We start from the raw sequence: 21,074 nt of genomic DNA, 5'->3' as shown, positions 1-21,074 counted from the left end.
CACCCCTAAGCGCGTAAGGAGCGCAAACAGTGACCACCATGACTTCTTTCCAGGTTCCAGCAGGAGTAGCCGTCGGCGCTGCAATGCGGAAACTGGACCTGCCAAACAAGGGCCCAGAGGCGATTGTCGCAGCTAAAGATACCACCGGCGACATCAAGGACCTTTCCTTCGTTCCTACAGAAGAAACTACGTTCACTCCTGTCCCAGCTAACACCGAGGATGGTCGCGGTGTTATCCGTCACTCCACCGCACACGTGCTAGCACAGGCTGTGCAGCAGCTGTTCCCTGGCACGAAGCTGGGTATCGGCCCAGCGATTGAGGGTGGTTTCTACTACGACTTTGAGACGGCCGAGCCGTTCACCCCGGAAGATCTGAAGAACATCGAAAAGGCGATGAAGAAGATCATCAAGTCGGGGCAGAAATTTGAGCGTAAGGCGTATGCCTCCGTGGAGGAAGCCCGCACGGAATACGCCGCCGAGCCTTTCAAAATGGAGCTTATCGACGACAAAGGCAACGTCGACCCAGATTCCGACGAGGCGATGGAAGTGGGTGGCGGTGAGCTGACTGCGTACTCCAACATCAACCCACGTACCGGCGCCGTGGAGTGGTACGACCTCTGTCGCGGCCCGCACGTGCCAACCACCAAGTACATTCCGGCTTTTGCTCTGACTCGTTCCTCGGCTGCGTACTGGCGTGGCGACCAGTCCAAGGCCGGCATGCAGCGCATTTACGGTACCGCCTGGGAATCCAAGGAAGCGCTGGAGGAGTACCAGACGATGCTGGCGGAGGCCGAGAAGCGCGATCACCGTCGCCTCGGCGCTGAGCTTGACCTGTTCAGCTTCCCGGACGAGATCGGCTCCGGTTTCCCGGTGTTCCACCCCAAGGGTGGCATCATTCGCCTTGAGATGGAGGAGCACTCCCGTCGTCGGCACATCGAGTCCGGCTACTCCTTCGTGAACACCCCGCACATCACCAAGGGGGATCTGTTCAATAAGTCCGGGCACCTGGATTTTTACGCGGACGGCATGTTCCCTCCAATGCAGCTCGATGGCGAGTACGACGAGCACGGCAATTGCACCAAGCAGCCTCAGGACTACTACGCCAAGCCGATGAACTGCCCGATGCACAACCTGATTTTTGCATCTCGAGGCCGTTCCTACCGTGAACTGCCACTGCGCCTGTTCGAGTTCGGTACGGTGTACCGCTACGAGAAGTCCGGCGTGATCCACGGCCTGACCCGTGCTCGTGGCTTCACCCAGGATGACGCGCACATCTACTGCACCGAGGACCAACTCGAAACGGAGCTGACCTCCGTGCTCGAGTTCATCATCTCGCTGCTGAAGGACTACGGTCTGGACGATTTCTACCTTGAATTGTCCACTAAGGATCCGAATAAGTTCGTCGGTTCCGACGAGATTTGGGAGAAGTCCACCGAGATTCTGCAGCGTGTCGCCACGAACTCGGGTCTGGAATTGGTCCCAGACCCAGCTGGTGCGGCGTTCTACGGCCCGAAAATTTCGGTGCAGGCCCGTGACGCGATTGGCCGTACCTGGCAGATGTCCACGGTGCAGCTCGACTTCAACCTCCCGGAGCGTTTCAACCTGGAGTACACCGCGCAGGACGGTACCAAGCAGCGCCCGATCATGATTCACCGTGCACTGTTCGGCTCCATTGAGCGTTTCTTCGGTGTGCTGCTGGAGCACTACGCTGGTGCCTTCCCAGCATGGCTTGCGCCGCTGCAGGTAGTGGGCATTCCGGTGGCTGCGGACTTCGCGGAGCACCTGGAGGGCGTCGCTAAGCAGTTGCGTGCCCGTGGCTTGCGTGCCGACGTCGATACTTCCGACGACCGCATGCAGAAGAAGATCCGCAACCACACGCAGGCACGCGTGCCGTTCATGCTGCTGGCAGGTGCCCGTGACGTGGAGGCCGAGGCAGTGAGCTTCCGTTTCCTGGACGGTACGCAGATTAACGGCGTGCCGGTGGCCGAGGCAGTGGAGCTTATCGACGCCTGGGTCCGCGAGCGCATCAACGATCAGCCGAACGAGGATAACATTGGTGCCCGCCGATAGCGACGACACGTATGTCGATACGGGGCTCGGCCACGAGGATCGGTTGCAGCGCCTGTGGGCGCCGTACCGGATGAACTACATCGCTACCAAGCCCCGTACCGAAAAAAGGTCCGACCCGTTTGTTGAGATCCCTCAGCTCAGCGACGAAGAGGGCTTGATCGTGGCGCGCGGTGAGCTCGTGTATTGCCTGCTCAACCTGTTTCCGTACAACTCCGGGCACTGCATGGTGGTGCCGTACCGGAAGGTCGCGAACTTGGAGGACCTGCAGCCGGAGGAGAGCGCGGAGCTGATGGCATTTGCCCAGGCGCTGGTCACGGTGATCAAAGCGGTGTCCCACCCGGATGCGTTCAATGTCGGGTTTAATCTGGGGCGGGCGTCCGGCGGGTCGATCGGTGACCACCTTCATCTGCACGTGGTGCCGCGCTGGTCGGGAGATGCTAACTTCATGACTGTCCTGGGTGGCACGAAGGTGTTACCGCAGCTGCTTCGGGATACCCGCCACATCTTGGCTGAAGAGTGGGCGCGGCGCGATGATCTGCCTGGCGTTGCCCGGCCGTAGCGGGAGGAGAGGAAACTTAAGTGTTAAGCGTGCATGGTCGCAAGCCTGCAGCCGTCATCGTGGAGCCGATTGCCCGGACCTTCCTGAAGCTGGGGCTGAGCCCTAACGTCGTGACCGTTGCGGGGACAGTGATTTCTTGCGCGATCATCCTCACGTTAGTGCCTACCGGCCACCTGTTCCTCGCAGCGGTGCTCTCGGGGCTGTTTACGGCCTTTGACATGCTCGACGGCACGATGGCTAGGCTACGCGGTGGTGGTACCGTGTTTGGCGCTACGTTGGATGCCAGTTGTGACCGTGTCACGGACGGGGTGCTGTTTTCTGTCATCGTGTGGTGGCTGATCTACCGCTATGAGGCGTCGCAGGCCCTGGTCGCAGCAGCATTTACTACGTTGGTGGCTTCCCAGGTGATTTCCTATGTGAAGGCGCGGGCAGAGGCCGGTGGCATCAAAATCATCGGTGGCCTGATCGAGCGCCCGGAGCGGCTCATCATTGGCCTCACAGGGCTGGGGCTGACGGGCCTGGGCGTGCCGTACGCCATCGATGTGGCCCTGTGGGTGCTGGCTGTTGGTTCTGTGGTCACTGTTGTTCAGCGCCTGATGAAGGCGAGCCATGATCCGCACGGAACCGAGTTCATCACGGCTCCGCCGGGGGCGTAAGGTGCAGCTCATTCAGGCGCTTCGATCCCGCGATGTGGCCGCTGTGGGTTATATCGCTGCGTGGAAGATAGTGGGGTTGTTGCCTCCCCGGTGGGTTCGTCGTCTTGCGGAGTTCGCAGCGTCGCGGGTCACGCCTCCTAAGCAGCTCCGAACGAACCTCAGGCGGGTGACCGGCGCGGATCCTTCGCCAGCACTTCTCGACGCCTCCCTGCGCTCCTACGCCCGGTACTGGGCGGAAGCGTTCTGCTTGCCTCGCATGGCTTCCCGCGCTGCGTTGCGTGCGCAACTCGACGCCTCGGTAATCGGTGTGTCTTACCTGGACTCATCGCTCGCCAAAGGCAAGGGTGTTGTCTTGACTTTGCCGCATTCCGGGAACTGGGACATGGCCGGGGTGTGGTTGGTGCATCACGCGGGCAGCTTCACGACGGTTGCCGAGCGCCTCCGCCCAGAAGTCCTTTTCGATGCGTTTGTGGAATATCGCAACAAGCTCGGGTTTGAGGTGCTGGCCCACCGCGGTGGCCCTGCGCCTTTCGAACACCTAGCAACCGTGCTGCGCGGTGGCGGGGTCGTGTGCCTCATGGGAGAGCGGGATTTGAAGGGCAAGGGCGTGCCTGTGACATTCTTCGGTGAGCCCACCACGTTTCCCGCCGGGCCGGCAGAGCTTGCTCGGGTGACAGGCGCGGCCTTGCACACTGTGGATTGCCATTTCACCGATGGTGGATGGGAAATGGAGATTTCCGAGCCGCTGGTGGTTGACGACCTAGTAGCCACCACCCAACGCATTGCTGATCGCTTCGCCCGCACTATTGCGGAGCACCCGGCAGATTGGCATATGCTGCAACCAGTATGGCCGGCTGACAGACGGAGGGACTGACCGTGCGCATCGGCATCGTGTGCCCCTATTCCTTTGACGAGCCGGGTGGCGTCCAGGCCCACATTTTTGACCACGCACGTTACCTGCAGCAACAGGGCCATTTCGTGCAGGTCATTGGACCGTGTTCGGCCCGTACCGAGGTGCCTGATTTTGTGGTGAAGGGTGGTCCGTCCATCGGGATTCCATACAACGGGTCAGTTGCGCGGCTAGCCGTGGGGCCGGAAGTGCGTCGTAAAGTGCGGCGGTTCATTACGGAGGGCGACTTTGACATCTTCCATATTCATGAGCCCAACGCGCCGAGCTTTTCCCTGCACGCTCTAGCTCTGGCGCAGGGGCCGATTGTCGCTACGTACCACGCCTCGGCCACAGATTCGTGGTTGCTGCGGCTGGCGGCGGCGAGTCTGCGCCCGCTGCTGGAGAAGATTCGCGGTGGCATCGCGGTGTCGGAGATGGCCCGGCGCTGGCAAGTCGAGCAACTGGGCGGGGATCCAGTGTTGATCCCGAACGGGGTAGAGGTGGCGCAGTATGCCACGGATCGGCCTCATACTCCACGGGAGCTGGTGTTTCTGGGGCGCCTTGATGAACCGCGCAAGGGGTTGGCTTTGCTGTTGGAGGCGCTGGAGATGCTGGAGACTAAACTGCACGTCACCGTGATTGGCGGTGGTACCCCGATCCCAGCCCCTGGGGTGACGTATGTGGGCAAAGTGAGTGAGGAGGACAAGATCGCCTACTTACAGCAAGCGGACATCTATGTTGCCCCAAACACCGGCGGGGAGAGCTTCGGCATTGTGCTCGTGGAAGCGATGGCCGCCGGGGCTGTGGTGGTAGCTTCTGACCTGGAAGCGTTCTCTAGCGTGCTGCACAGCGACTCAGCTACTCCGTGCGGATACACCTTTCGCTCCGGATCAGCAGTCGACTTAGCGCGCGTGCTTGATCGGGTGGTAGGCGAGCAGCAGCGTAGGGACGAGGTTCGGGAACGGGGCCGGGCGCGGGCCTGGGATTTTGATTGGTCGCGGATCGGCGCGGAGATCCAGCGGGTGTATGACACGGTGGCGGACGGCACGAAGGTACGGGTGCGATGAGTTGGACAATCCTTGCGGTCATCGTACTCACGCTCGCACTATCGTGGGCATTTTTCACCGCGCAACGCCTCAACCGCCTGCACATCAGGGTCGACGCGGCGCTCAGCAGCCTCCAGTCCGCGCTCGATCGTCGGGCTGCCGTGGTCGCGGCGCTGGAGCCGTCGGTAAGCGAGCTTGCGCAGCACGCTGAGTCCATCCGCCTCACGCCCGCGCTTTTCGACGACCGGGCCGCCGCCGAACGGAAACTGATGGAGAGCGTGACCAGCGAGCACCCTCTGATTGTGGACGCCTCTGCCCGGGTACAGCTCGCGCATCGCTTCTACAACGATGCCGTGAGCGACACCCGCGCCGTCCGCACCCGGCCTCTCGTGCGGGCGTTACGACTCGGGGGAACCGCCCGCCTGCCGGTGTATTTTGAACTGCGTTCATGAACTAGGCGGGGCGGTTGGTAGCTCGGAAAAGTGAACCGTTTAACATGGGGTGAGTCGAAACTATTGACATAAAAATAAAGGAGGCACCACCGTCGTGACCAACCAGGAACCAACACAGGGCACTGCGCGCGTCAAGCGCGGTTTGGCAGAAATGCTCAAGGGCGGCGTCATCATGGACGTTGTTACCCCAGAACAGGCAAAGATTGCTGAAGACGCAGGTGCAACCGCCGTAATGGCACTCGAGCGCGTCCCAGCCGACATCCGCGCCCAGGGAGGCATTTCCCGCATGTCTGACCCAGACATGATCGAGGGAATTATTAACGCCGTGTCCATCCCAGTGATGGCGAAGGCCCGTATTGGTCACTTCGTAGAAGCACAGGTGCTGCAGTCCCTCGGTGTCGACTTCATCGACGAATCCGAGGTGCTGTCCCCAGCTGACTACGCTAACCACATCGACAAGTTCGACTTCACTGTGCCGTTCGTGTGCGGTGCCACCAACCTTGGCGAAGCACTGCGTCGCATCAACGAAGGCGCAGCGATGATCCGTTCCAAGGGCGAAGCCGGCACCGGCGACGTCTCTAATGCCGTGACCCACATGCGTACCATCCGCGCAGAAATCAATCGCCTCAAGTCCATGGCTGAAGACGAACTCTACGTGGCAGCCAAGGAACTGCAGGCGCCATACGAGCTGGTCCGCGAGGTCGCACGCGAAGGCAAGTTGCCAGTGGTACTGTTCACCGCAGGTGGCATCGCCACTCCAGCCGACGCGGCTATGATGATGCAGCTTGGCGCTGAGGGCGTCTTCGTGGGATCTGGCATATTCAAGTCCGGTAACCCAGAAGCTCGCGCCAAGGCGATCGTCCAGGCAACCCAGAACTTCGATGATCCAGAGACCATCGCCCGCGTCTCCCGCGGCTTGGGCGAAGCTATGGTTGGCATCAATGTTGAGGACGAGCCAGTACCGCACCGGCTCTCTGAGCGTGGCTGGTAGCCACTAGTCGCTCCAACGGAAACAGCCCGCTACCTGTGAACATAGGAGGTAGCGGGCTTTGTGGATTAAGAGACAAAATGTGTGTCTGAATTCCACAGTAAAGCCAGGTCAGGGCATGTAAACAGGTGCTGTATATTGTTTCGGGCCTTATAAACCCACAAATCTTGTTCCATACCGCCAGTGATACCGCACCAGTGCTAGCAGGTGCGGTTACCTAACTCCGGTGACCCAAAAACCGACCCGATGCCCCGTCTGCCTGGGACAAAGGCAACAACAACGGCACCACCAGGTGGCGCTTCGACCACCAATACCAAAGCTGATCACACACGTGGCGACCTTACGGGCTACGGGCCTTCCATGCTTATGCTGTCAGCTCAACCGCAATGACCGATGCTGCAGGCTCGTTGAGCATCTCCCGATGGAGTCTGGATTGCAGGTTCGCGCCCTTTTGTTGCTTAACCCCGCAAAACCCGGGAAGCATTGCCCGGGTTTCGGTGATTTTTTAGGCTTCACACCTGCTATTTCACTGTGTTGGGCCCGAGATCCGGGGAATGCTTCCCGGGGTTTAGTAAGAAACTTCAGGGGCCGTGATCAGAGCCCCCCAGGGGTGAGGTAACAACTGACAACACGCCGACCGGACACACTTTTTGCTACTTAACCGTTGCTTGTTGCGGGCTAATTCTTCAGTGCTTCGAGTGGGGAACCGAGAGACAGCAACGTAAGGAACACCACCACGATCAGTGCGAGGATCACGACCGCTGCGATCAGCGGGCGACGCACGATCAGCGCCAGGATGTGCTCGAAGAACCCTTGTGGCTGCTCGGTGGTATCGCGGAAGCGCCACGGGCCGTCGATAAGCCCGGCCTTTTCTACGGAGCGCTCAAACGGCACGGTGCAAAACGGAATGAGGGTGGATAACAAGCCGAGGATGCCACGGGAAGCTGGCCAGCGGTTGTTAATCCATAACAAAATGGTGACCGCGCCGTAACAGAGGAAGACGAAGCCGTGAATACCGCCGGCAAATCGAACCGCTAGGTCAGTAATTCCGGTGTATTTCAGCACCATGGCGCTCAGGAGGAGAGTCCAGGTGACCATTTCTGCTTTGGCAAGGGTGGCATAGAGCTTTTTAGGGGACATAGCGATAGAGCCTACGTCAGTCGTGGTGTAATGGTGAGGTCAGGTGTATGGCCCTGGTGTAGATGGGAGTTTTTAGTATGGCTGTGATTGATGAGGTCCTTAACCTCGAGCGGATTGACCGCGATATCTACCGCGGGCCGGTAGTCCCTACAGCCTTCATCCGCACCTTCGGCGGGCAAGTTGCCGCCCAAGCCCTGGTCGCAGCAACTCGCACGGTGGACCCGGAATATCGAGTTCACTCCCTGCACGGCTACTTCGTGGCGCCCGGCAAGTCCGACCAGCCCACCACGTACCTCGTGGATCGAATCAGGGACGGTCGCAGCTTCTGCGCTCGGCAAGTCAAAGCGATGCAAGATGGCGAGCCGAACTTCATCATGCAGGCGAGCTTCCACAAGATCGGCGATGTAGGTATCGAACACACAGACCAGATGCGGGACGTCCCCGATCCTGAGGACATCGTGGTGAACACTGAGGCAATGATCCCCAGGTCACAGGCACTGCTGAAAGAGTGGAGCGAATGGGACATTCGCATGGTGCCTAACGACGCCTTCGACCACAACAAATACACCTCTAGCCAGCAAGTAGTGTGGTTCAAATCCAAAACCCCACTGCCTGACGACGACACCTTCCACGTCTGCACCCTGGCATACATGTCCGATATGACACTGCTGCAAAGTGCACTGGTGCCGCACCCTGATGTTGCCGTCATGCAGGCCTCGCTGGACCACGCCATGTGGTTCCTGCGGCCGTTCCGCGCCGACGAATGGTTGCTTTATGATCAAATCTCACCGTCCGCAGCCGATGGGCGTGCGCTCACGCACGGACGCATCTTCGACCGCAGCGGCAACCTCGTCGCTGTGGTCACCCAAGAGGGGCTCACCCGGCTACTTAAACCCGGCAAAAAAGCCTTCCCGATGAAAACACTCAAGGTAGGAGAAGCATGATCATTGGCGTACTGGCAGTTCAGGGAGGCGTTGCAGAACACGAGCGGACCCTGGATGAGTTGGGTGTGGAGCATCGGCAGGTACGCAGGGTTGCCCACTTAGAGGGCCTCGACGGCATCATCTTGCCGGGCGGGGAGTCCACGACCGTCTCCAAGCTGCTGGAACTGGGCGGCCTGCTGGAGCCGCTAAAGGGCGCTATCCGAGGCGGGCTTCCGGCTTATGGCACCTGTGCTGGGATGATCCTGCTGTCTTCCGAGATACTCGATACCCGTGCAGACGCCCAGTGCTTGAGTGGGTTGGACATCACGGTGCGACGCAATGCGTTCGGCCGCCAAGTCGATTCTTTTGAAGCGACACTGGACTTTGCCGGTATCGTCGACCCCGTGCCAGCTGTTTTTATTCGTGCGCCGTGGGTGGAACGAGTAGGCGAGGGGGTAGACGTACTCGCCACTGTCCCAAATGGCCCCGCAGCTGGGGCAATTGTTGCGGTTCGCTCCGGAAATGTGATGGCCACGTCCTTCCATCCAGAGGTTTCAGGCGACACCCGGGTACATGATTACTTCCTGGATATTGTGCGCGGGCACGCAAGCTAGTTCTCTTTCCGTAGCAACGGGAGCGTATACTGTGCCCCTAGAACTGGCACCATTGTCAATAGGTGCGACTCGAAGAAAGGTTTATAGTTAATGGCCGGCCACTCAAAATGGGCAACAACCAAGCACAAGAAGGCAGCGAACGATGCCAAGCGCGGCAAAGAATTTGCCAAGCTGATTAAGAACATCGAAGTTGCTGCTCGTACCGGCGGTGGCGATCCTGCTTCGAACCCGACCCTCGATGACATGATCCGGAAGGCCAAGAAAGCTTCCGTTCCTAACGACAACATCGAGCGTGCCCGCAAGCGTGGCTCCGGCGAAGAAGCTGGTGGCGCGGACTGGCAGACCATTTTCTACGAAGGCTACGGCCCGAATGGCGTGGCCATGCTCATTGAGTGCCTAACCGATAACCGCAACCGCGCCGCCACCGAGGTCCGCACCGCGCTGACCAAGAACAACGGTAACCTGGCTGAGTCTGGCTCCGTGTCCTACATGTTCACCCGCAAGGGGATCGCGCTGGTGAAGAAGGGTGAGCTAGAAGAGGACGACATCCTGATGGCCGTGCTTGATGCCGGTGCGGAAGAGGTCAATGACCTCGGCGAACAGTTCGAAGTAGTGTCTGACTCTGGCGACGCTACCGCCGTGAAACAGGCTCTCATCGATGCCGACATCGAAGTCGACGACACCGACACCGATTTCCGTGCTTCCGTCCTGGTTCCGCTGGAGCTCGATGGTGCTAAGAAGATCATCAAGTTGATCGATGCCCTGGAAGACTCCGATGATGTCCAGAACGTGTACACGAACATGGATGTTTCCGATGAGGTGCTCGCAGAGCTTTAGTCTGTTACAACGTGACAAGCCCAAACCGATAGTGGTTTGGGCTTTGCTGTTGTTTCGGCAGCGCTCTGAAATACGTTCGACGATTCGAAATTGTGTGCTATGTGTTGTACAGTGGCGCTTACAGTGTGAGGAAAAGGAGAGCGGTGTCAACTGCGGGATTGCGGGTGATGGGCATTGACCCAGGGCTCACCCGATGCGGGCTGTCCGTGGTGCAAACGGGAACTGGCCGTAGTATCTATCCGGTCTCGGTCGGGGTGGTGCGCACTCCGGCGGACGCACCGCTCAGCGAACGTTTGCTGCGGCTTAGCGACGCCGTAACCAGCTGGATCGCAGAATACGAACCGGATGTCGTGGCTATTGAACGCGTCTTTGAACGAGGCAACGTCTCCACCGTCATGCACACCGCACACGCAGTGGGGGTGTTGGTCCTTGCTGCGGCGCAGCAAGGACTTCCGGTGCACATGTACACCCCCAGTGAGGTGAAAAAGGCGATCTCGGGTAATGGCAGGGCTGACAAGAAGCAGATGACCTCGATGATCACTAGGATCCTGGGGCTTAGCGAGCCGCCGAAACCCGCTGACGCCGCTGACGCCCTGGCTCTTGCGGTCTGCCACTGCTGGCGGGCACCGATGCTGGAGAGACAACGACTCACCGATGAACAGCTCGCCCACGCGCGACGCATCCAGGCCGGTAAATTGGGTAAAGCGAAAGCTGACTTCAACCAGAATCGGCGACAGCGCAGCACCCCAGTTCCCACCATCACCCATTCGAATACGCACCGAAGGAGCGGCTCATGATTGCATCACTGCGTGGCACGGTAGTGGCCATCGAATTGGGAGGAGCGGTGATCGAATGTGGGGGAGTCGGCTACTACTTCGCAGCAACGCCACAAACCCTTGGCGAGTTGCGCCGCGGTGAGGAGGCGTTCGTCCACATCACGATGACGGTACGCGAGGACGCGATGAACCTCTACGGCTTTCACGATGCCGAGGCCAAAGCGATGTTCTCAACACTGCAAGGCGTGTCCGGCCTGGGACCAAAATTGGCGCTGGCAGCGCTGGCTATGTATAGCGCAAGTGACCTCTCTGGCTTCATCTCTCAGGGCGAAGTGAAGCAGTTGCAGCGGATTCCGGGGGTGGGAAAGCGCACAGCGGAACGCATGATCGTGGATCTGAAGGACAAGGTGGCGGTCTTTGCTGAGGAAGAGTCGGTGGCGTCGGTAAGAGTGGCTACTCCAGTCGCAGGTGGTGCCGACATCGTGGAAGCACTGGTCGGCCTCGGCTTTCCGGAGAAGAATGCTTCCGCCGCGGTGGATTCGGTGCTTGCGGAAAAGCCGGACAACGACCGCTCCAGCACGCTGCGGGACGCCCTGAAACTCTTGGGCAGGAAGTAGGCGCACGTGAAGGATATTGAACGCACGGAATTCGAGATCCCCGGTGGCCTCCCGCCACGGGGAAGGACCCCAGACTCAGCTGTTGATGCCACCGCCCAGCGCGGTGAAACAGACATGGAGGTGTCGCTGCGCCCGAAAAGCCTCACCGAATTCATTGGCCAGCCGAAGGTCCGGAGCCAGCTCGACCTTGTTCTTACAGGGGCGAAGAACCGCGGGGTAGCGCCGGATCACATTCTGCTGTCCGGGCCGCCAGGGCTGGGCAAAACGACGATGGCGATGATCGTCGCCCAGGAACTCGGGGCTAGCCTGCGGATGACTTCCGGGCCGGCGCTGGAACGCGCTGGCGACTTGGCCGCGATGCTGTCCAACCTCATCGAAGGCGATGTGTTGTTCATTGACGAGATTCACCGCATCGCACGCCCCGCCGAGGAAATGCTGTACATGGCGATGGAGGATTTTCGGATTGACGTGATTGTCGGCAAGGGACCCGGCGCCACCTCGATTCCGCTGGAAATCGCCCCCTTTACCCTGGTAGGGGCCACGACTCGTTCCGGTATGCTCACCGGGCCATTGCGCGATAGGTTCGGCTTTGTCGCCCAGATGGAGTTCTATAACGATGAGGATCTCACCAAGGTAGTGACTCGCGCCGCGTCGATTCTTGGTGTCGCGATTGACGCCGACGCTGCCTATGAGATTGCGTCTCGTTCCCGAGGCACGCCACGTATCGCTAACCGGTTGCTGCGCCGCGTGCGAGACTTTGCCGAAGTGCACTCCGACGGCCACATCGACCTTTCCGCAGCGCAGCAAGCGCTCGTGGTGTTTGACGTCGATGAGCTAGGGCTTGACCGCCTGGACCGCGCAGTATTGGACGCGCTGATCCGTGGTCATGGGGGAGGCCCGGTGGGGCTCAACACGCTCGCGGTCGCCGTAGGTGAGGAACCTTCCACCGTGGAAGAAGTTTGCGAACCGTTCCTCGTGCGTGCAGGTCTCATCGCCCGCACCGCGCGGGGCCGCGTCGCCACGGCAGCCGCCTGGCACCACATCGGATTGCAACCGCCTGACGACGCAATCGGCAGTTACAGCACGCCCTAGCGACTTAGCCCGGTGTTATGACGTACGATAAGGCGTTGTCTTTTTACATGACCGTGGTTCGGCTCCTCGTTACAGCCGACCACCTTTAAAAGGAGTTCGTTAGTGTCAAGCACGTCTGGACGACCTCGCGGCCGTCGGGCATGGCCGAAACAAGCTATTGGTTTGTTCGTGCTCGCCCTCTTACTCGTCTACGGTGTGGTGTTCCTCACCGGTGACCGCACCGCCAACCCGAAACTTGGTATTGACCTGCAGGGCGGTACCCGAGTCACGCTCGTGCCGCAAGGCGCTGAGCCGACCCAAGACCAGCTGGCTCAAGCCCGCCTGATTCTGGAAAACCGTGTGAACGGCATGGGTGTTAGCGGCGCGAGCGTCGTCACCGACGGCAATACCCTCGTTATTACGGTTCCTGGTGAAGACACCAGCCAAGCCCGGGCGCTGGGCCAGACCTCGCAGCTGATGTTCCGCCCGGTGTCGCAGCCGGGTATGCCGGACGCCAAGGCAGTAGTGGATTCCGCTACCGACATGGCCACCCGATGGGTGGAAAAAGGCCTGATCACCTCTGAGCAGGCGAACACGTCCATGAAGGGCTTGATCGAATCCGTTAATAGCGGACTCGCAGAGGGGGAGGCACCATTCGAGGTCAAGGAGATTAGCGCCGCTGGACCTGAGGAGCCAAAGAACTCCGTTGAGGCGACGAAGCGCCGCCAGGAGATCACCGAAATGCTGCGCAAGGACCGGCAGAGTGACGATCCGAACGTGCAGTTCGCAGCCGCGTCGTTAATGCAGTGCACGGAAGAGCTGGATCCGCTGGCCGGCTCGGATGACCCGGCCAAGCCGTTCGTCACCTGTGATACCAGTGGCCAGAAATACGTTCTGGAACCGGTGCCACTGCTGGTGGGCGAGCAAGAAGGTGGCAAGCGCCTGACGGGTAACGAGATCGACTCCAACCGGCCAATCTCCGGTGGATTGAACTCGCAGACCGGCCAGATGGAAATCGGTTTTTCCTTTAAGTCAGAAGGCGGTGAACAAGGTGGCGCTACCTGGGCGAAAGTCACGCAGGAATACCTGCAGCGCCAAGTAGCGATCACGCTGGACTCCCAGATTATTTCCGCACCGACGATTCAAGGCGCAACTCCAGCCGGATCTGCCACCTCGATCACCGGTAACTTCACGCAGCAGGAAGCGCAGGATCTAGCGAACAACCTTAAGTACGGTGCGCTGCCGCTGAGCTTCGCCGGTGAAAATGGCGAAAAGGGCGGCACCACGACGACGATCCCAGCGTCCCTCGGCGTGGCCTCGCTGAAGGCCGGTCTTATTGCAGGCCTCGTCGGGTTCATCGCTGTGGCGCTCTACGCCCTGGCTTACTATCGGGTCTTTGGCGTCCTCGCGCTGTTTACTTTGGTAGCATCTGGCGCCTTGGTGTACGGCTCACTCGTCATCCTGGGGCGGTGGATTGGCTACTCGCTGGATCTGGCTGGCGTCGCAGGCCTCATCATCGGTATCGGCACCACGGCTGACTCCTTCGTGGTGTTCTATGAGCGCATCAAGGACGAGATCCGCGACGGCCGCACGTTCCGTTCCTCCGTTCCACGGGCGTGGGATTCCGCAAAGCGGACAGTACTCACCGGTAACTTTGTGTCCTTGATTGCGGCCGTGGTGCTGTACATCTTGGCTGTTGGTGAGGTCAAGGGCTTCGCATTCACCCTGGGTCTTACTACCGTGTTTGACTTGTTTGTCACCTTCCTGCTCACCGGGCCACTGGTCATCCTGGCGTCCCGGCACCCATGGTTCGCCCGACCGGGGGTCAATGGCCTTGGCGCGGTGACGAGGGTGGCGCAACGGCGTCGTGAAGCAGGCGAGCTCGCCGACGTAGAGGAGAAGAACTAATGACCGCAGGTACCCTCAGCCGCCTCTACACAGGCGAAGGCGGAATCGACTTTGTCGGCCGCAGCAAACTCTGGTACGGCATCACCGCCGTACTCCTCGCCGCTAGCGTCGCGCTGATCGCGCTGCGCGGATTCTCCCTCGGCATTGACTTTGAGGGCGGCACGAAAATGAACATGCCCGACGCGAACTACAGCGTCGAGCAGGTCGAAGAAACATTTGTCGACGCCACCGGCATCACCCCAGAACTGGTGCAGGTGGTCGGCGCGGGCGACTCTCGCATGGTCGAGATCAACTCCGAACGACTCACCGAGGAACAGATCGACAACGCCCGCGTGGCGCTGTTCGAGAAGTTCCAGCCGACCGACCAAACCGGCGAGGCAACCCCAGACGCCATTGGCGACTCCACGGTGTCTGAATCCTGGGGTTCCACGATCACGAACCGCATGCTGATGGCCATGGCGGTGTTCCTGATCCTGACCTTCGTCTACATCGCGATCCGCTTCGAACGGGACATGTCCATCGCAGCAATGAGTGCCCTCCTCGTGGACCTCGTGTTGATCTCCGGAATCTACTCGCTCGTCGGCTTTGAAGTCACCCCAGCGACCATCATCGGCCTGCTCACCGTGCTGGCTTTTTCGCTGTATGACACCGTGGTCGTGTTCGACAAGGTGAAAGAAAACACCGCAGGCTTTGAAGCTTCCCGACGCCGCACCTACGCCGAACAAGCGAACCTAGCGGTGAACCAAACTGTCATGCGTTCCATCTCCACCACCGTGATCTCCGCGCTCCCTATCATCGCACTCATGGTCGTGGCAGTTTGGCTCATGGGCGTAGGCACCCTCAAAGACCTTGCCCTCGTGCAGCTCATCGGCGTCATCGAAGGCACCTTGTCTTCCGTATTCCTGGCGACCCCAATCTTGGTATCCCTCAAGCGACGCCAAAAGAAAATGCAGGAACACGAACAATCAGTTCTCGACCTGCGCGCTGGGAAAAACCCGGAAGAAACTCCAGTCACCCGCATAGTGACACCAGTGGCGGACAACATCCCACAAGGATTCCGCGACACCATGGGCAATGGAAAAACCTGGCGACCAGGGCAGTAGTGCATTAAGAAAACAGTCGGCGACTGAGGTAACCGCCGGCTGTTTTTCTGTTTCTGTTTCCAAAGGTCCCGACATTACCCTCCCGAAGTTCGGGCCCGTTGGGGGTGTTTTTGGAGCATTCTCGGGGGCATAATGTCGGGGTGGTTGCAAGCATCTCGTCAGCTAACCACAGTGTGGTGCGTAGCCCGAGCACAGTGAGTCATTCCGTGGGCACTATAATTGATTCGGTTGATAGCAAATGAGCTAAAGGTGCGTCATGTTTGGGTTTGGTAAGTCAGCTTGTGGGCTTATAAAGTCTGCGCTAAAGCATGCACGCGCTCTGGCTGCTGTGGTTACAGTGACTGCCGTTGCGGGCTGTTCGCAGGGAAACCCAGCTTCGGACGTAGACCATTTTGGTTACGCCGTCGCTTCGCCATTGCTGACCACGAATGCCCAGACACTGGTGGGGGTTTCCACCGCGAGCGAGATGCTGGCGGGGCGGTTGTATCCTCCTGTGTTTGTTCCGGGGCCGTCGGGGCAGATGATTCCGAATCGCGATTTGGCGACTGTCCAGCTGCTGCCCGGCCCGAACATCCAGGTGGTGTACAAGATTAATCCGAAAGCGGCGTATTCGGATGGCGAGCCAATCACGTGTACGGACTTTTTGTTGGCGGTGAAAGCAGGGTCGCATCCGAGTTTGTTTGGCTCTCGTGCGCCGCTGATGCAGCAGGTTGCGTCCGTTGATTGTGTTGCGGGCGCCCGGGAGTTTACGGTCAAGTTCAAGGAAAATACGGGGGCTCGTTGGCGCCAGTTGTTTGGGCCGGGAACGGTGGTGCCTTCGCATGCAGTGGGCCGACGGTTGGGACTGTCTGAGGAGCAGTTCGTTGCGTTGTTGCAGTCTGACAATCGCGCTGCGTTGATGCCGGTTGCTCAGCTGTGGAATAAGGGTTTTGATCTGCGGAACTTTGATCCGGAGTTGCAGGTGTCGGCAGGCCCGTACCGGATTGAGTCGGTGGGGGAGCAGGGGCAGGTGCAGCTTGTGCGCAATGAGAATTTCCACGGCGACGCGGCGAACATCGAGCGCGTCATGATGTGGCCGCAGAACACTGACTTGGTGGAGGTCAATGAGTCGAACAGTGTTGAGGTGGCCGACCTGGTAGGCGTCAAGGACATCCCGTGGGTGAACCGCGACGATCCGCGTAACAGGTTTACGGTTCAGCACGAGGCGGGGCTGCTTACCGAGGTGTTAGCACTGGGCAATGCGGGTGTTTTTGCAGAGGCTGCTTCACGACGCGCATTTGCCGCATGCGTGAACCAAGAAGAGATCGCTCGAGTTTCCAGCACCGAGTCTGGGGTAGAGGTCATGCCCATGACCAGCAGACTGACTAACGCTGATGATCCTATTAACGCCCAATTGGAATCGGTCGGTGCGGCACATGTCGGCGTCAACCTGGCGGAGGCTGAGGCGTTGCGCGGACAAACGATCCGCATCGGCTATTCAGGCCCAAACCCGCGGAAACAGGCGATGGTCGCGGCAATTCAAGCCTCGTGTTCCCCCGCCGGAATCACGGTGGTCGATGCCTCCTCTGACAACGCATCGCTGGGTGATGTGAGCCGGAAGGAAAACTATCACGGGGGAGAGCGCGACTATCAGGGATCTCTTGACGCCTTCCTGTATGCCGCTGATCCACATCAGGGATACGGACACGTTGATGGGGGACTTGATGACGTCGAAAAGCTGCGTGCCACCGAACAGCAACTGTGGGACGAAACTGACACCATTCCGTTAGCAGCCCAACCACGCACTATTGTCTATGACAGCAAGATTGCCAATATTGTGCCCAACAGCTCCCTCTCCGGCATCGGATGGAACATGGAACGTTGGGTAGAAGGGACCACCAAGTGAGCAACCGATACGCCACCGCGCACGAAGCACTAACCGACCTCGTCCGGTTAGTCCCCGACTTCCCCAGCGAAGGCATCCTATTCGAGGACCTCACCCCGGTGCTGGCCAGCCCGGAAGGGTTCTCAATCATCGTGGACGAACTCGCGGCGGCTGCTAAGGGCATGGGCGCCGAAATCATCGGGGGACTCGATGCACGTGGTTTCCTCCTCGGCTCCGCCGTGGCCTACAAGCTTGGGCAAGGCATCCTGGCAATCCGCAAGAAGGGCAAACTGCCGCCACCAGTTCACACCAAGTCTTATTCGCTGGAATACGGCGAGGCGGCGCTGGAAATTCCAGCCAGTGGCATCGAGGTAGAAGGTAAGAAAGTGGTGCTCGTCGATGACGTCCTCGCTACCGGTGGCACCCTGGTCGCGGCGCATGACCTCCTGGAAAAATGCGGCGCGGAGGTCGTCGGATACGTTGTGGTCCTGGAAGTTCCCGGCCTTGGTGGCCGCGATCGACTCGCGGGCGCACCAGTGGTGGTTCTGAACGAACAGTACTGATTACTCACCGCGATACCTGTGATGGGTAGCATAGAGGGGTAGTTACGAAGGGGTGTGTGATGGCCGAGCGAAAGCAGCAAAAACAGCAGGTTAACATGCGCAGTATGTCTGCGCGGTTAGCCCGCAGCCTCACCGGTGGGCGCACGCGGATCGATCCGATCCTGGAACCACTGCTCAGCATCCACCGGCAGTTCCATTCCCGCGCCGACGCGGCGCTGCTGCAACGCGCCTACGACACTGCTGAACGTCTCCACGAAGGGGTTTTCCGGAAGTCCGGAGACCCGTACGTGACCCACCCGCTGGCCGTCGCGACGATCGCCGCGGAGATCGGCATGGACACTACTACGCTGGTTGCCGCTCTGCTGCACGACACCGTGGAAGACACGGACTACTCGCTTGCAGACCTCACCGCCGACTTCGGTGAGGAAGTAGCGCGGCTTGTCGACGGCGTCACCAAACTCGATAAAGTTGCCCTCGGCGCGTCCGCTGAGGCCGAAACGATCCGCAAAATGATCGTCGCGATGAGCCAAGACCCTCGCGTCTTGGTCATCAAGGTGGCGGACCGGCTGCACAACATGCGCACCATGCGGTTCCTGCCACCAGAAAAGCAAGCGAAGAAAGCCCGCCAGACTCTGGAAGTGATTGCGCCTCTGGCGCACCGTCTGGGCATGGCGTCAGTGAAGTGGGAGCTAGAAGACCTCTCCTTCGCCATCCTGTACCCGAAGAAATACGACGAGATCGTCCGGCTTGTTGCTGATCGCGCTCCCAGCCGTGACCGCTACCTTTCGGAGATTATTGATTCGGTCTCCGGAACGATGAAGGAAAACCACATCGTCTCCGAGGTCGCGGGACGACCAAAACACTACTGGTCGATATACCAGAAGATGATCGTCCGGGGACGCGACTTTGACGAGATCTTCGATCTCGTCGGCATCCGCATCCTGGTCGACAGCATCCACGATTGCTATGCAGCCATCGGCGCCGTCCACGCCCTCTACCCAGCGATGCCAGGCAGGTTCAAGGACTATATTTCCGCACCACGGTTCGGTGTGTATCAGTCGCTGCACACCACAGTCATTGGCCCCGGTGGCAAGCCCCTCGAAGTGCAGGTTCGTACGCACGAAATGCACTACAACGCGGAATTCGGCATCGCAGCGCACTGGCGATACAAGGAAACCAAGGGCAAAAACTCCGGTGAACAAACCGAGGTCGACCAGATCGCGTGGATGCGGCAGCTGCTGGACTGGCAAAAGGAAGCAGCCGACCCAAACGAGTTTCTAGACTCCCTGCGCTACGACCTCACCACGAAACAGATCTTCGCCTTTACTCCTAAGGGTGACGTGGTAACCCTGCCAGCTGGTTCCACCCCGGTGGATTTCGCTTACGCCGTGCACACCGAAGTTGGGCACCGTTGCATTGGTGCGAAGGTTAACGGCAAGTTGGTGGCACTGGAATCCGCACTCAAATCCGGGGACCGCGTTGAGATCTTTACCTCCAAGGATCCTGCCGCTGGGCCGAGTCAGGACTGGCAGAAGTTCGTCGTTTCGCCACGCGCTAAAGCGAAGATTCGCCAATGGTTCGCAAAGGAACGCCGCGAGGAGTCTCTCGAGGCTGGTCGCGACGCCCTCGCAGCGGAAATTCAGCGAGGCGGCTTGCCGAAGCACCGGTTGTTCAACGCCCACTCCATGAAGGATGTGGCCTCCCTTCTGAACTTCCCAGACGTGGACGCCCTCTACACCGCAATCGGCGACGGCAAAATCACACCACGGCACGTGGTAGAACAGATCACCGCCTACTACGGTGACGACGAAGACGTCCAAGACGTCCTCGCGTCCCGCGCCCCACTCAGCGAAATCGTCAACGCGCAGTCTCACGCACGAAACACCGCTGCCACTGGCTCCGGGATCCTGGTCGACGGCAGTCCCGACGTGATGGCCAAGCTCGCCAAATGCTGCATGCCAGTACCCGGTGATGAAATCTTCGGCTTCATTACCCGAGGCGGCGGGGTGTCCGTGCACCGCGCCGACTGCACCAACGCCGCCAAACTCTTCGAAGAAAAAGAGCGGCTGATTAAGGTGGAGTGGGCGTCGGAAAGCAAGGCGGTTTTTGCGGCGAACCTGCAGCTTGAGGCGATTGACCGTAGCGGCTTACTCATGGACATTACTCGCGTTATCAACGAGGAACGCCTCACCACAACCGCGATGAACATCCATACCGCCGACGACCGGGTCGCCGTTGCGCGCTTCACCTTCGAAGTTTCGGACACCAAACAATTGGGTTCCGTGATGGCGCGCTTGCGCAATATCGAAGGCGTATATGACGTGTACCGCTTGACGTCAGGCGGGTAGCGGGGTGAGAGGATACTCGGGAAATTTAGCGTACGGATGGGATTTTTGAGCAACGAATCGTCCCATCCGTACGCTGGATTTCGCTTCTGAATTGCGAAGCCCGCTAGGAGTATTCCTAGCGGGCTTTTAATGCAAGGCTTGAAGTGCCAGTGTATTAGAACTTGAGCAGCTTGGTGATAGCGTCGAAGTTCTTGAAGATGGTGATGATAGCACCCAGCAGGCTGCCGATACCGGAAACAGTCGCAACGACCTCTTTGAGTTTCTTGGAGTCGAAGTCGGAAGAACCGGAGACGAAGTCGGTGGACCCATCGCCGTTAGCTGGCTTCGTGGCGTCTTCCTTCTTGTTTTCCTGGGCAACAACGGTCACAGAAGGAGCAGCCATTGCAGGAGCGGTCAGAGCGCCGGTGGAGATCGCAGCGGCAGCGACGGTTGCAGCAATTGCCTTGCGGGAGAAGAGCTTCATATTGTTCCTATCGTCTTGTAGAAGCGGTGAACCTTCCAACATGATATGGGTCGGACCGTAACAATGCAACGGGTTAGTAAAAGTTTCCTGTGTAAAAGTTGTTCAAATATGACACCTTAAAAATTGCTTACCGAACCATAAAATATTGCTTCTACCTTGAGGTATGGCAAAAAAGATTCCGGCTCCAC

Annotated in this window: 20 protein-coding genes; 18 read left to right on the top strand and 2 right to left on the bottom strand. The window is 59.4% G+C overall.

Annotated elements, in window-relative coordinates; genetic code table 11:
• The first annotated feature begins 38 nt into the window (after positions 1–38).
• The 7 genes from thrS to pdxS all read left to right on the top strand — a co-directional run bounded on the left by thrS (position 39) and on the right by pdxS (position 6,662).
• Positions 39–2,069 carry a threonine--tRNA ligase gene (gene thrS / locus ACZ6ZO_RS01075; RefSeq protein WP_182387231.1) on the top strand — a complete coding sequence of 677 codons (2,031 nt, stop codon included), beginning with the start codon at positions 39–41 and terminating at the stop codon, positions 2,067–2,069.
• Positions 2,056–2,628, top strand: coding sequence for an ATP adenylyltransferase (locus ACZ6ZO_RS01070; protein WP_420839116.1), 573 nt, complete (start codon positions 2,056–2,058; stop codon positions 2,626–2,628). Before thrS ends, ACZ6ZO_RS01070 begins: the two co-directional genes overlap by 14 nt.
• 20 nt (positions 2,629–2,648) lie before the next feature.
• Complete coding sequence (gene pgsA, locus ACZ6ZO_RS01065; RefSeq protein WP_182386257.1) at positions 2,649–3,284, top strand: phosphatidylinositol phosphate synthase; 636 nt, start codon at positions 2,649–2,651, stop codon at positions 3,282–3,284.
• Positions 3,238–4,158, top strand: a complete 921-nt coding sequence (locus ACZ6ZO_RS01060; RefSeq protein ID WP_465289921.1) for a phosphatidylinositol mannoside acyltransferase — start codon at positions 3,238–3,240, stop codon at positions 4,156–4,158. The genes pgsA and ACZ6ZO_RS01060 overlap by 47 nt, the downstream gene beginning before the upstream one ends.
• A gap of 2 nt (positions 4,159–4,160) precedes the next feature.
• Positions 4,161–5,240, top strand: a complete 1,080-nt coding sequence (locus ACZ6ZO_RS01055; RefSeq protein ID WP_182387229.1) for a glycosyltransferase family 4 protein — start codon at positions 4,161–4,163, stop codon at positions 5,238–5,240.
• Positions 5,237–5,671 carry a LemA family protein gene (locus tag ACZ6ZO_RS01050; protein WP_182386255.1) on the top strand — a complete coding sequence of 145 codons (435 nt, stop codon included), beginning with the start codon at positions 5,237–5,239 and terminating at the stop codon, positions 5,669–5,671. The genes ACZ6ZO_RS01055 and ACZ6ZO_RS01050 overlap by 4 nt, the downstream gene beginning before the upstream one ends.
• 94 nt (positions 5,672–5,765) lie before the next feature.
• On the top strand, positions 5,766–6,662 hold the full coding sequence (gene pdxS / locus ACZ6ZO_RS01045) for a pyridoxal 5'-phosphate synthase lyase subunit PdxS (RefSeq protein ID WP_182386254.1): 897 nt from the start codon (positions 5,766–5,768) through the stop codon (positions 6,660–6,662).
• Between the two features lie 675 nt (positions 6,663–7,337).
• Here pdxS and ACZ6ZO_RS01040 read toward each other — a convergent pair.
• Entirely contained in the window at positions 7,338–7,799 is a 462-nt protein-coding gene (locus ACZ6ZO_RS01040; RefSeq protein ID WP_465289918.1) for a DUF3817 domain-containing protein, read from the bottom strand.
• A 77-nt stretch (positions 7,800–7,876) separates the two neighbouring features.
• Between ACZ6ZO_RS01040 and ACZ6ZO_RS01035 the strand changes: the two genes are divergently transcribed.
• The 11 genes from ACZ6ZO_RS01035 to ACZ6ZO_RS00985 all read left to right on the top strand — a co-directional run bounded on the left by ACZ6ZO_RS01035 (position 7,877) and on the right by ACZ6ZO_RS00985 (position 20,423).
• A complete protein-coding gene (locus ACZ6ZO_RS01035) occupies positions 7,877–8,743 on the top strand; it encodes an acyl-CoA thioesterase (RefSeq protein ID WP_465289916.1) in 867 nt (288 codons plus the stop codon).
• Positions 8,740–9,336, top strand: a complete 597-nt coding sequence (pdxT, locus tag ACZ6ZO_RS01030; protein WP_465289914.1) for a pyridoxal 5'-phosphate synthase glutaminase subunit PdxT — start codon at positions 8,740–8,742, stop codon at positions 9,334–9,336. Before ACZ6ZO_RS01035 ends, pdxT begins: the two co-directional genes overlap by 4 nt.
• A 90-nt stretch (positions 9,337–9,426) precedes the next feature.
• On the top strand, positions 9,427–10,173 hold the full coding sequence (locus ACZ6ZO_RS01025; protein ID WP_208767395.1) for a YebC/PmpR family DNA-binding transcriptional regulator: 747 nt from the start codon (positions 9,427–9,429) through the stop codon (positions 10,171–10,173).
• A 143-nt stretch (positions 10,174–10,316) separates the two neighbouring features.
• Positions 10,317–10,970 (top strand): crossover junction endodeoxyribonuclease RuvC, encoded by a 654-nt coding sequence (ruvC, locus tag ACZ6ZO_RS01020; protein WP_208767396.1) that lies wholly within the window; start codon positions 10,317–10,319, stop codon positions 10,968–10,970.
• Positions 10,967–11,566 carry a Holliday junction branch migration protein RuvA gene (gene ruvA, locus ACZ6ZO_RS01015; RefSeq protein ID WP_465289911.1) on the top strand — a complete coding sequence of 200 codons (600 nt, stop codon included), beginning with the start codon at positions 10,967–10,969 and terminating at the stop codon, positions 11,564–11,566. Before ruvC ends, ruvA begins: the two co-directional genes overlap by 4 nt.
• 6 nt (positions 11,567–11,572) lie before the next feature.
• The gene (gene ruvB, locus ACZ6ZO_RS01010; protein ID WP_465289909.1) at positions 11,573–12,658 is read left to right on the top strand and encodes a Holliday junction branch migration DNA helicase RuvB; all 1,086 of its coding nucleotides are present in this window, start codon (positions 11,573–11,575) and stop codon (positions 12,656–12,658) included.
• Positions 12,659–12,760: 102 nt separating this feature from the next.
• Positions 12,761–14,545: a protein translocase subunit SecD gene (gene secD / locus ACZ6ZO_RS01005; protein ID WP_465289907.1), complete on the top strand. Its 1,785-nt coding sequence runs from the start codon at positions 12,761–12,763 to the stop codon at positions 14,543–14,545.
• Positions 14,545–15,648: a protein translocase subunit SecF gene (gene secF, locus ACZ6ZO_RS01000; protein WP_465289905.1), complete on the top strand. Its 1,104-nt coding sequence runs from the start codon at positions 14,545–14,547 to the stop codon at positions 15,646–15,648. The genes secD and secF overlap by 1 nt, the downstream gene beginning before the upstream one ends.
• A 337-nt stretch (positions 15,649–15,985) precedes the next feature.
• Positions 15,986–17,533: an ABC transporter substrate-binding protein gene (locus tag ACZ6ZO_RS00995; RefSeq protein ID WP_465289903.1), complete on the top strand. Its 1,548-nt coding sequence runs from the start codon at positions 15,986–15,988 to the stop codon at positions 17,531–17,533.
• Positions 17,530–18,075 (top strand): adenine phosphoribosyltransferase, encoded by a 546-nt coding sequence (locus tag ACZ6ZO_RS00990; RefSeq protein ID WP_465289901.1) that lies wholly within the window; start codon positions 17,530–17,532, stop codon positions 18,073–18,075. Before ACZ6ZO_RS00995 ends, ACZ6ZO_RS00990 begins: the two co-directional genes overlap by 4 nt.
• Positions 18,076–18,134: 59 nt before the next feature.
• Positions 18,135–20,423, top strand: coding sequence for a RelA/SpoT family protein (locus ACZ6ZO_RS00985; protein ID WP_465289899.1), 2,289 nt, complete (start codon positions 18,135–18,137; stop codon positions 20,421–20,423).
• A gap of 154 nt (positions 20,424–20,577) precedes the next feature.
• Here ACZ6ZO_RS00985 and ACZ6ZO_RS00980 read toward each other — a convergent pair whose 3' ends face one another.
• Positions 20,578–20,886: a hypothetical protein gene (locus ACZ6ZO_RS00980; RefSeq protein WP_182386242.1), complete on the bottom strand. Its 309-nt coding sequence runs from the start codon at positions 20,884–20,886 to the stop codon at positions 20,578–20,580.
• Between the last annotated feature and the right edge of the window lie 188 nt (positions 20,887–21,074).

It is taken from the genome of Corynebacterium sp. NPDC104732 (assembly GCF_055583565.1).
The sequence above is the reverse complement of the archived record's forward strand: the minus strand, read 5'-3'. Positions and strand labels throughout refer to the sequence as shown.